This window comes from Haloarchaeobius amylolyticus (genome assembly GCF_042678045.1).
GTDB classification, from domain to species: Archaea; Halobacteriota; Halobacteria; order Halobacteriales; family Natrialbaceae; genus Natrinema; species Natrinema amylolyticus_A.
The window spans coordinates 290,395-301,198 of the sequence record NZ_JBHUDI010000001.1 but is presented as its reverse complement, the minus strand read 5'-3'; the positions used below and the strand labels follow the sequence as shown (position 1 = coordinate 301,198).

At 53.5% G+C, this 10,804-nt stretch carries 13 protein-coding genes; 1 reads left to right on the top strand and 12 read right to left on the bottom strand.

Translation table 11 applies throughout. From position 1 onward, the window contains the following. Nucleotides 1–43: 43 nt before the first annotated feature. The 11 genes from ACFR99_RS01545 to ACFR99_RS01495 all read right to left on the bottom strand — a co-directional run bounded on the left by ACFR99_RS01545 (nucleotide 44) and on the right by ACFR99_RS01495 (nucleotide 8,981). Entirely contained in the window at nucleotides 44–742 is a 699-nt protein-coding gene (locus tag ACFR99_RS01545) for a hypothetical protein (RefSeq protein ID WP_390283695.1), read from the bottom strand. 2 nt (nucleotides 743–744) lie between these two features. Next, the gene (locus tag ACFR99_RS01540; RefSeq protein ID WP_390283693.1) at nucleotides 745–1,713 is read right to left on the bottom strand and encodes an MvdC/MvdD family ATP grasp protein; all 969 of its coding nucleotides are present in this window, start codon (nucleotides 1,711–1,713) and stop codon (nucleotides 745–747) included. Nucleotides 1,714–1,722: 9 nt separating this feature from the next. Next, complete coding sequence (locus tag ACFR99_RS01535; protein ID WP_390283691.1) at nucleotides 1,723–1,944, bottom strand: hypothetical protein; 222 nt, start codon at nucleotides 1,942–1,944, stop codon at nucleotides 1,723–1,725. A 133-nt stretch (nucleotides 1,945–2,077) separates the two neighbouring features. Continuing rightward, nucleotides 2,078–3,490 (bottom strand): 7-cyano-7-deazaguanine synthase, encoded by a 1,413-nt coding sequence (locus ACFR99_RS01530; RefSeq protein ID WP_390283689.1) that lies wholly within the window; start codon nucleotides 3,488–3,490, stop codon nucleotides 2,078–2,080. Then, entirely contained in the window at nucleotides 3,487–3,912 is a 426-nt protein-coding gene (locus tag ACFR99_RS01525; RefSeq protein WP_390283687.1) for a hypothetical protein, read from the bottom strand. Before ACFR99_RS01525 ends, ACFR99_RS01530 begins: the two co-directional genes overlap by 4 nt. Further along, entirely contained in the window at nucleotides 3,905–4,318 is a 414-nt protein-coding gene (locus ACFR99_RS01520; protein ID WP_390283685.1) for a hypothetical protein, read from the bottom strand. Before ACFR99_RS01520 ends, ACFR99_RS01525 begins: the two co-directional genes overlap by 8 nt. Before the next feature lie 162 nt (nucleotides 4,319–4,480). Beyond that, nucleotides 4,481–5,755 carry a hypothetical protein gene (locus tag ACFR99_RS01515; protein WP_390283683.1) on the bottom strand — a complete coding sequence of 425 codons (1,275 nt, stop codon included), beginning with the start codon at nucleotides 5,753–5,755 and terminating at the stop codon, nucleotides 4,481–4,483. Between the two features lie 70 nt (nucleotides 5,756–5,825). Beyond that, the gene (locus tag ACFR99_RS20300) at nucleotides 5,826–6,029 is read right to left on the bottom strand and encodes a DUF8139 family protein (protein ID WP_465260883.1); all 204 of its coding nucleotides are present in this window, start codon (nucleotides 6,027–6,029) and stop codon (nucleotides 5,826–5,828) included. Between the two features lie 97 nt (nucleotides 6,030–6,126). Further along, a complete protein-coding gene (locus ACFR99_RS01505; RefSeq protein WP_390283679.1) occupies nucleotides 6,127–7,311 on the bottom strand; it encodes a hypothetical protein in 1,185 nt (394 codons plus the stop codon). Nucleotides 7,312–7,531: 220 nt separating this feature from the next. Then, the gene (locus ACFR99_RS01500; RefSeq protein ID WP_390283677.1) at nucleotides 7,532–8,536 is read right to left on the bottom strand and encodes a tyrosine-type recombinase/integrase; all 1,005 of its coding nucleotides are present in this window, start codon (nucleotides 8,534–8,536) and stop codon (nucleotides 7,532–7,534) included. 115 nt (nucleotides 8,537–8,651) lie between these two features. Continuing rightward, nucleotides 8,652–8,981 carry a transcription factor S gene (locus ACFR99_RS01495; protein ID WP_390283675.1) on the bottom strand — a complete coding sequence of 110 codons (330 nt, stop codon included), beginning with the start codon at nucleotides 8,979–8,981 and terminating at the stop codon, nucleotides 8,652–8,654. Between the two features lie 264 nt (nucleotides 8,982–9,245). Here ACFR99_RS01495 and ACFR99_RS01490 point away from each other — a divergent pair, with 264 nt between their 5' ends. Next, nucleotides 9,246–9,575, top strand: coding sequence for a DUF5789 family protein (locus tag ACFR99_RS01490; RefSeq protein WP_390283673.1), 330 nt, complete (start codon nucleotides 9,246–9,248; stop codon nucleotides 9,573–9,575). Nucleotides 9,576–9,693: 118 nt separating this feature from the next. Here the strand turns inward: ACFR99_RS01490 and ACFR99_RS01485 are convergent, their stop codons facing one another. Further along, the gene (locus tag ACFR99_RS01485) at nucleotides 9,694–10,686 is read right to left on the bottom strand and encodes a beta-ribofuranosylaminobenzene 5'-phosphate synthase family protein (RefSeq protein ID WP_390283671.1); all 993 of its coding nucleotides are present in this window, start codon (nucleotides 10,684–10,686) and stop codon (nucleotides 9,694–9,696) included. Nucleotides 10,687–10,804 lie beyond the last annotated feature (118 nt).

Here is a 10,804-nt window from a genome sequence, read left to right as displayed (position 1 = left end):
CTATCCAGCTCAGTATCGTCTAAATATACGTTCTGAGATACTGTTATAGGATATTCAGCAGTACGGCTGTGGTTATCCCGAACCCTAATCCGATGAGTCCGTTACGGTTGAGAGCTTCAGCCGTTGACAGAGTGTTCAGTTTGTCGATAGTATACTCCTCGTTCTTCTTCCGGCAGGTCAGTAGAGCAACAACCTGATCCTCTTTCCCGAACTCGTCGTCTTCTATCTGACTCTTGAGGCTTGATGCGGAGTAGTAGGAGTCGAAGGCTGCAATCTCCATCGTCTTGGTTGAGTAGACCGCAGATAGAAGGAATGAGACAACGGCATATCCGAAGAAGACCAGAACGGCTGAATCAGGCCAGGTCCCAGTAATTAAGGTTTCTTCGCTGGGTCGTAGAACTACTGCAAGAACCGGTAGAAGGCTTAGAAGGCTTAGAACTACGCCGACGTTCCCTAGATAGGTTGCGGCTTTCGAGTCTATTTCGGAACTCCGATCAAGCTCCAGTTGATGGGCATTATCGGCTGCCGCCCGCACATCGTCGATATCCCCTGAGAGGCCGGGTAATGCATTCCAGATACGGTTCTGGAACTCTTCTTTTTGTTCTTGATTCTCAGACACTCTCTGACTATAATCTATTTTCCGGGTTTCCCAGCAGTGCTCGATCGGTGGAAACACTTCATAGACAACTGACTTGAAGATAGAGACTGTTTCAGATAGCAAACCCTTGATCCCGCTTTTCACCGTCAATTTCTGTCCGCCTCCCTGTCGAGCTGTATCAGCTTTTCAGTAAGACTTTCAGCGATAGGGACGCCCCACGGTTTCTGAAGCCATCCCCATTCGCCGTTCGGATTGATCTCTAAAAACACGAAATTACCGTCAGTTTCGACAAGATCAATCGCTCCGAAAACCAAACCGGCCTCGTTGACGTACCTCCGGCACAAATCTTCTATCCTTTCGGGTAACTCCTGTTGGACAAACTCTACATCCTCCTTCTTAGTTCTCCAGTCCACAGGAACCCCCTCGTCGTCATCAGCCCTGATTTTCACAGGGAATACCGTGTCGCCGATAACCGTTACTCGGTAATCGGTCTTGGGAAGCATAGGCTCCTGAAATATGGTCGGAGACACCTGTACACTCTGGTTATCTGCAGGAGGTTCATCTAGACAGACGGTGTATACAAACTCGTCCTCTTCATTCTCCGTGACCAGAGGCGACGACAAGGCCTTCGAGATTACCGACCCATGCCTCTCAAACATTTCATCGATATCCGGACGACGGTTCGTCACCTTCGTCTGAGGAATCTTGAAGCCGATTTCGTCAGCTAGGTTGAGTTGTCGTATCTTGGACTCCATCTTATGGTTGAGAAGCGGGTCATTCATCCACGAGATATTCGGGACTGCCTGTAGGGACTCTATCCATGCACCCCACTGCTCTCGTATATACTCAACAGTTCCCTGGCTTGGCTTCTCATCATCAGTGAACTCAAATGGCTTCCCAGGACGTCGATACCAGACTGCTCCAACCTCTTTGACTAGATCCACAGATCTACCGTGATTCTCGACGGTTACGGATAGATCCGGAAGCTCCGTCGAGATATCTAATTCGGAGATGTCCTCAGTGTTCAACCGGAGATAGGGGTGCTCCCGTTCTTGGAGTTCCCTCACGACAAAGTCGACCGTGACGTCCCATTTGTTAGAGAGGATTAGGATCATCAATCTGTTCTACATCCAGATGCCTCGGTCCTTGCTGTCGTCCGACTTTTCAACATCTTTCTTTTTGGTTTGCGGTCCGTTTTCGCCTGCCATTTCGATGGCAGGTGGTTTGTCGGGGTGTTCTTTCCAATGGAGGAGGTCGTCTTCTGGGTCGAAGTAGTAGTTAGACGCAGGATCTGCTCGGGCATTGGATTCAGCGTCTTGGGCGTGCTGTAGGAGGAATGGCTTCATTCGGTTGACCACCTATGTTAACTAACATATTCTAAGCCAACGTTTTAACCGTAATGGTGGCAGCCTGTCCTCTTCTGATTCCGGATTAATTGTGGGTGGTCGTAAATCGCTTCTATCGAAGTCTCCCTATCGGTTAAGGGAGTAGAGTTGAGATCGTCTGGTTCTCATCCGAGATACGGTCAAGTGCTTCTGTGAAGTTCTCTGCGAACCTGTGGTGTTGTCTGTATATTGTTTCGTCTGTGAGTTCCGGGTACTCTGTTGCCAGTTCTCGTGGACTGTCCTCGAGTAGTCGTCGGCAGAAGTACGCTATCTCCGTGATCCCTTTGAGGAAGATCTCCGAGGAGTTCGCGGACTGATTCAGACTTTCTTTGATTTCTATGTCGTAGACCTGGTTTTCGAAGTCTGCTGAAACCAGGGGGTTGTACTTGGACAGGTCTTCCAAGGGGAGTTCGTGGCTGCTTGTTATTATGCCGATGTTCCGTATGAGGCAGGGTACACAGAGCCCGCAGTTCTGGTTTCCGAAACGTGCTTTATGTGGGCAGGAGACCGTTTCCTGTACGATCTCCGTGCTGGGAATCTTGTCTATGATCTCGGACTTGGTCAGGTCGACGAACGGGTTCTTGACCTCTACAGATGGGGAGACCGTGTCTTCCAGTATCTTGTTGAAGTATGTGAGGAAGAGCGGTGAAACGGTCCGTGTGGTCATCCATCCTTCGGAGAGGATCAGGAAACGGGCCATGACACCGTTCTCGAAACACCGAACCTCTTCAGCATCGTTGGCGATAGCGGCTGCAGCACCGAAGCTTAGGTGTAGGAGTCCTCGAGAGAACTGTGTTGGTTCACTGCGGCCTTTGTACCGTGTCCGGAAGGTCCGTGACCGGACTCCGGCTTGTTCAGCTATTTCTTCTGCTTTGGATCCCGCACCGCTTCCGTAGTTCGCTGTAACGTATTTCGAGTCGGTTCCCTGTCGTTGGTTGTGGTAGATACCGGCTGTGCTGTCTAACCCGTCTGAGAGAAGGCTGACCGCATCCAAGTCGTTTGTCTCGGTGTACGTCTTGACGGGTCCGTTGCCTTCGACAAGCTGGAAGTCGTACTCTATGATGTCCCGGGTGATATGGGACACCATCTCGGAGTAGAGCTGTTCGACCTCCTCGTCCGCGATCTCAGGTGAGAGGACAGGGATCTGCAGCTTGATGTTCCGGGTGTTGAGACGGCTTTCATCGAAGTCGTCCGCGATCTGTATGCCTCGTTCTACGGCTTTGTCAGCAGCGAACGTAGCTACCGCGATTTCCAGTATGTCTAAGACGACGTCGGGAACCCTTTCCGGGAACAGACTGTTTACGATAGAGTGGTCGTATTTGATACGTTCGTCTGCCTGTGGTGGCTTCCTCTTACGGTAATCCCCTCCACCGGGTACTTCTGCGTACTTGTAAGGGGTGACGGCGATGATCTCTTTGTAGTCCGTCTCATCATACCGTTTGAGCTCTGTATCCGTCCGTCGATGGAACTCGGGGTGCCGCAGAACATAGTATTTCTCAGTGGTCATTCTAACTCCTCAAGGAAGGTTTCGAGCTGTCCGCTCCACTCGTTGAATTTGGTGTCGAGAGCTTGTTCGACACGTTCTTCCACGTTTTCGTCTTCAAGACGTCCGAGATCTCCGGACTCGATGACCTCGGCCACCACCTCGTCCTTCTTCAAATGGTCTACTAGGTCCTGTGCCCAGTGCTCGCACCGTTCCAGCATCTGTTCACGGTTGTCTTTGAGGAGTTCGTCGCCCTCTGCATCGAAGTGGAGCTGGGTTCCGATGTCGTTGACCTCTTCGTCGCTGGACTTCAGCTCCTGCATTATGAAGCTGAAGATGAACTGGCGGAAGTAGACTACGAACAGTCCTTCGTTGCCGTGCTCCTCGAGGAACTGCTCAAGGTTTTGTTCTGCTTCTTCCTCGTCGATGAATGCGTCTTCACTCATTGTCCTTTGAACTGTCTGTCATCATTGCGTCGGCTCCGTTCGAGATAACCGATCCTAGGGTGGCTTTTGCGGCTTCTTCTGAAGGGGTTCCAAAGTTGTTGTTCACCTTGTCGACACCTTTACTCACGGCCTCGTTTTCAGAAGCTGCTGATACGGCTTGCTGGGATGTGTGGACGATCCCTCCGGAGACCTGGTTGGCGATCTCGGCTTGTACCGCGCTTTTACCGGTGGCTTCGATGCCTGCTTGGACTCCGTCCTGGCTGGCCGTCTGGATAAACGTGTTCGTGTGTTTGAGGTAGGAGTATGTCGTGACCTTGGCCGGTCCGTTAGGCTGGACTGCTAACGCGCCGGTGACAGCGATATCAACGGCCATCTTCGTCCTATCTGATTCAAGTGCCTGGTTCATCCCCCGTTTAGCGTCCTCGTATCCGATACTGGAGGCAGCCGAGGACGTAGCAGTAGCACTTCCCATAAACTATTGAACAGTCTTATCTACTAACCATAAATAACTACTGCCCGGTCGTACCGCCATCCGGCGATTTGAGGACCGTTATTCAAAACTCTCTTTTTAGAAATCGACTTTGAACTCAGACTTCAAAAGTTCTTCACGGATCTCTCCATGACTCGAGTTCCCGCGCTGTTTTCCAGCGATCGCATCATAGATATCCGTAGTGTCCAAGACCTTGTGTCCATAACTTTTCAGGTGGTCTTCTGGATCGCCGACGATGCCTTCGTCTCGTGCTTCTGGCGGCTTTTGACGGTACGCATTCGCGACTAAGAGACCTTCTACCCGAGTATCATCGGAAAATTCGTCTTCAGCTTCCCGAACCCATCTGTTCAACTGATCCACTTTGTTGATCCCTATCGCGTTCTTCGTTCCATGGGTCTCCAACACAAATACGGTATCGTCGACTCGGACTAATCCGTCTCGTCTACCGGAGATCTCCGGTTCTGTTTCAAAGCCGAGCTCTTCAAACGCTTCTAAGACTACCTGCTCCAACTCCTCACCGGTAGAATACAGAAGTTTCTGATACCGCTCCAGTTGCTCATACTCATCCTGGAGCTCACGGTACTCCTCAACGATCTTCTTCTGCCGAGGCAAACGGTAGTTCTCCGTCCAGTCCGGAACGCTCTCCTGTGGTTCAACAGATAGGCCATGAATGTTTGAAAGGACTTCAGACGCCAGTTCACTGAAACTGTATCCTGGCTTCAACGGCAGAAGATAGACTGAGCCCGAGAACTTTCGTTCCGTACCTCCATCAAGAACTTCCACAATATCTGAGACATGCTTGATAGAGACACGGGATGCGATGTTTTCCTCAAAAGTTGTTTCAGCAACTGTATATTGGGTTGCGGAGTCAAGAGGTGTTTGACCTACGTATAAGTCGTCTTCTTTCAACGAGACTGTTTTGAGGTACATCGGCCAGTCGAAATCCCTGTCAAAGTACCAGCTCCACCGCTTTGATACAGAGCCGTTTTTAACCGACACGCCAGACTCCTCAAATGTTTTAACACTGAATGGAAGCCATGAAAGTAGATCCAGTTCCTCTTCGCTGGTCTCACCGCCATCCTCTACCATTAGCAGATCAGTACATCTTGTATCGGGAAGAACGACATACATCTTGTTCCCCGATTCAAGCAGCTTTACAATATCTTCTGCATCCGGAAACTCCACAGACTGCGGGACACTGCTGTCAGGATGAACAAGGGTTCCTGCCTGCTGAATTAACGTATTGAGATTTACGAAAACGGTGTCGTAGTCTTTGATATTAGCTGACTCGTTCCAGTCAGACTCATCACAGTCGATATTCGGCAGACTATCGCCTTTGACGAGGATCCTCATTCTACACCATAGATGACATACCTGAATTTTATAGCTGTTGAGAATATCCAACAGTTCTCTGCCGTGCGTGTTAGTCGACTTTTTTGAGGTCGTGTCTTCGGAAGTTGAGGCTGGGTGTTTCGCCGTTGTCGAGTTTGACTGTGTAGATGAAGTTGTCTTCAGGGTTTCCTGTAACGGCAGCGGCGTCGTCGAACTCGATATCCGTGATTTCGCCTGTCTTTTCGTGGAGGTGTTGGCCGGGCCCGAACTCTTCGACCCCTGGGTATCGTAGCAAGGAGTCAGTCTATATCACCGTGAATCAGGCATGACACGGGTCTTCAGTCGGGAAGTACCGAAATTCAGTTAGTTCAGTATGTATTCCAGTGCTTGAGTCAGGGTTCCGGCGCCCACATCGGTACGGGGTCCTGTTCCAGCCATTCTTCGTAGTCTTCCTCTGGTACGGGTTCCACTGCGAGGCTTCCGTTGTCGTTGTAGACAATCCCTTTCTGCTCCTTTGTCACTTCTCCGTTGAACCCGTTGAATAGTTCTATTACGTGGTCGGGCCCGTTGTAATAGGAGTCTGTGGTTCCGTCGTATCCGTTGGTTCCTATTTGTTGTCTGAGTCTTTCTGCTCCGGATTCCGCCATCCACATCGGCGGGTTTCCAGGGATCATTCCTGGAGGATACAGACCTGGCACAAGCTTACCGTACTCCATGTGTGTGGCGTCTACTCCGCTCTGACCGAGGTTGCCTTTTTCTCTTACCGCTTTTAGGTCGGAGGCAAGTCTTGTAAGGTTCTCAAGTCGGTAATTTAAGTGATTGTCTTCTCTTTCTGCGAATGCGTCTGCGAGTTTGGTTTCTGTCATGCTCAGTCTTCTGCCGTTGCCGGTGAATGCGTCTTCTTTGTCTTTTGGAGACAGTATCTGACCTTTGTTTATCCGTTCGAATGATGGAAGTCCTACTGTGAGGTTGTCTTCTGTGTGGATGTCCACTCCATGGAGTATTCCTCCGTCGATTACCATCGATGTGGGTATGGCGTAACCTCTATCCGAGGAGTCTGGACTGATGTCTTTCTGGAACTCTTCGTCGAGGACTTCGTGCATCACGAAGTTGGTTGAGTGGGCGAGGTTGGTAGCTCCCCTGTATGTGTGGTCTTCGCCTACACCCATGTCTGAGAAACCGCCCATGACGATCTCGCCGTAGAACTCATCCGGATTATTCCGGAGCTGTTCCTGTACTTTTTCTTTCGGGTATGCTTCTCTGAACGCGTCCACTCCCTGGGTGAACTTGTCCATGTTCGGCATCAGCTTTTCACTGAACATTTCCTCGAACGACTGATCGATCCAGTACTCCGCCTCCTCCGTGATCTCTTCCTCGGGCTCCTGTTCTTGTTCTTCGGTCGTGTTCTCTTCTGGCTGGTTGTAGTCGGTGTCAGAGGTTGTCGGTTTGACGTCAGAACTGTCGTCGTTTTGCTTGTCTTCTGTGCATCCTGCGGCTGCTCCCATTGCCGCTGCTGTGGTTGTGAGAAATCCTCTTCTCGAGGCTGAGTAATTGTCTTCTCCCCGGTCACGTGTCATAGTTGTTACTGAAGAATGACGTATCAAGTCTTTTTATTCTTTACCGTAACCGTCCGGATCGTCCAAGGAGATGAGAAGTGGAGTCCCCAGCCTCGAAACAGCCCCGAAACCAGGTTAGAAAGTACCGATTCAGCCTTGAAAGACAGCCCTGAATCAGCCCCGAAACAAGGAACGACTATACACTGTATATCGATTCAACAGAGAGAGGAGACTGGGTTTTTTAGAGTTGGTTGAGGTATTTTCTTCGTTGTTGTGCTTTGCCTTCTTCTGTTCTCCGGTCGTAGTGTTGTTCGATTACGTCGCGTGAGACGTTCATCCGGTCGCTTACGGCTTCAACAGGTACGTCTTTCTGTCGCCAGTATGTGATTGATGCGGAGCGGATGACGTGGGGTGAGACGCTTTTTTCGCAGTCGGTGGCTGTCTGTCTGGTGCGTTGTTCTTCGCAGTTGCAGGTGCCGATTCCTGTGGTTTTTGGGCAGGTGTAGTAGAGGCAGGTTTTCCGTATCTGGTCCTGGCTGTACCTGTTGTACGATGGTATCAAGGGTTTTCTCCCGTGTTCGTCCGTGTTGTCGAACCGGTTGTGTTCGATGTAGTCTTTGAGTGCGGTGGCTACTTCGTCGGAGATGTTGATGGGTCGTTCTCCGTCGAGTCCGTTCTTCAACGGTGTTCCTTTGTCGGGTCGGTGTTTGACCTGGAGGACCGGGTCTTTGTCGAGGTGGGTGAAGTCTTCGAGGTCGAGTGCTCGGAGGCTTCCGGTTCTGATACCGCAGTGCCAGAGCAGCAGCATTATGATGTGGTCTCGTGAGGCGTACTTGAACCGTGAGAGCCAGTCAACCACTTCTTTGACTCGTTCGGGGTCGATCTCGGTGTCCCGTCTCCGTTCGCTTTTCTCGAGGACCGGTCTGTGAACCTTGTCGGCGATGTCGGGTGGTGCTGCTTCGACCCGTTCGAGGTAGAGGAGGAACTGGCGTACGGCGGTCATGTAGTTTCGGAGTGTGGCCTTGGCGTAGTCCTCTTTTTTCAGTTCGTTGTAGAACTTCTGTACGTCCATCCCTGTTAGACCGGACAGTTCTTTTTGATGGTCTTCGCACCATTTCGCGAACCGTTTGACGCCGGTGCTCTGGCTTTTGAGCGTGGTTTCCCGTACTTCGCCTCTCCGTGATTCGAAGTACTGTTTCTTTGCCTGGCTTGGCGTTATCTGCACTAAGTCCTGGTCACGTTTCATTTTTCAGTGTCACCTATCCGAATCGGGAGAGGAACACGTTTCCGAGTAAAAACCAGGTCTCGAATCCTCCGGCCCCCGCCCCGCATTACAATTATTGGCGGCCAGATTTATTAGTTTAATTGTATTCGCGCCATTTATTTTTACACGCAGTACACTTGAAGAACCGCGTCGGCGGCTCGTCCGCGGAGGCGGTCTGCTTGAGCGTGTACCACGCTTCTTCGTTGCCACACTCGTCGCAGATCACGTCGGTCGCCTTCGGCTTCCCCTCGAAGTTCGCGTTCTCGTCGGATTCGATCACGTCGTCGTCGGTCTGTGACTCGGTCGTGACGAACGCATCTTCCTGCTCGCGGTCCCGTTCGCTCGAGGCGCCACACTCGTCGTTCGTACAGACCATGCGGTCGCCCTGGGCTTTCATCATCGAGCCGCAATCGTCGCAAAACTGCATACCGGGTGTCTACGAACTCGGCACGCAAAAAGACTCCACTTCGCCCGAGCTGGCCTTGTTGAAATCCCTTGCTGGTGATATCGAAACAACTGAAACGATTGACACACCGATCGCACGGCAGTCGTGCGATCGGGTGTGCAGTGACGTTCAGTAGCTACTATCGGTTTCGGCAGCAGGGCGCGTAATTATCATCTATGACGAACTAAACGGGTCGAGAAATCACGTGCAGTGTTTATTATGATCGATGATGAAGGATTCTCCGTAATGTCCGACCCAACCGATCGCGAACGCGTCAGAGAACTCGGGGTCGAATTCGGCCCCCTCGCCCACCAGCTCGATCAGCACGAGTATCCGGCGACGTGCGAAGAACTGGTCGAGGCATACGGGAGTGCGGTCCTCGGGTTCCAAAACGGTGAACAGACGCTTGCGGAGGTGCTGAGCCCGGTGCCTGAAGAACAGTTCAATTCGGCTATGGAAGCCCGTGCAGCCATCTTCAGTAACGTCCCCGAAGGCGCCATCGGACGAAAAGGCTACAGTGATCGCACGCCGCCAGCGCTCGGTGAGCAAAGCGAGGTATCGGACGAATCGTTCTGAGTACTCCTGAAAGACACATCCGCCGTATTCAGCACGTTATTCTTATAGACTGTTGAGAACTTGAACGGAGCCCTCGAGCCTTATCGCGTCAGCACCGTCCCCGCGCGTCTCGTGTCGGTCACGCCTGCGTTCGATCGTCGGCCGTCCGAACGCGAGCCCCACGCTGTGCCGGCTCCGCGAGAACGACCCGTCCCTCGAGCCCGCGCTCGGCGAGTGCGTCTCGCGCCGCAGCCTCGGCTTCCGCGGCGTGGTCGACGTCGGTGACGCCGTAGACGGCCGGTCCCCACGACGACTGGCCGACGCCCGACAGTACCGGACAGTCCTCGAGCGATTCGACGAGCGCGCCCGCGGGCGGTCGGAAGACGCCACCCTGCGCGTCGGCGTACCAGACGCCGTTCTTGCGGCCGATTTCGGCGATCGCCTCGCCGAAGGCCTCGAGCCGGCCCGCCGCAGCGGCCGGCAACAGCTTTCGGGTGACGACGCCGGCGATCTCGTCGGCGACGGCGGGGTCGGCACGTTCGACGACCGCGCGCATACTCTCATCCTCGTCGTCGCCGCTGCGGCCGGGGTCGGCGTCGGGGACGACGACGAGGAATCGCCACTCCGCGGGCAGGTCGTGGCGGGCGACGACCGGTGGGACGGTCCAGTCGCCCTCTGCCGGGGGCTCGGTGGTAAACCGGTTCGTCGGGTGGCCGGCGTCGACGACGAACCCGCCGTCCTCGAAGGTCGCGACGCCGCCGCCGCTGCGACCGCCCCGCCCCATCGCTGGGGCGTGCTCACGGACGCGCGGCTCGAGACCGTGGGCTCGCGCCGTCGCCATCAACACGGTCAGTGCCAGCTGAGTGCCGCTGCCCAGGCCGACGTGGCGGGGCAGGGATTCCTCGAGCGTGACCGCGACGCCGGAAACCTCGAGAACGTCGATAGCCCGGCGCGCGTATCTGTCGACCAGCGGATCGTCGGTTGTGATGTCGGCAGCCGGTTCGGCGGTGACGGTCACCCGCGGCTCGGCGAGCCCGACGCCGATGCCGCCGTAGAGGCGTTCGCGAGCGAGAGAGAGATTCTGAAAGCCAACGTGGAGTCGCGCACCCGCGCTGACGGTCGCGGTCGTCATGATCGTGTTCCCGGCTATGGAGGCCCTCGGGAAGGGGGTTTCGACGCTGGCAATCACTGGCAGCAGTGACGGTGAGCGCCGAGTGACGACAGCGATGCAACGGTGGACTCGAGCACCC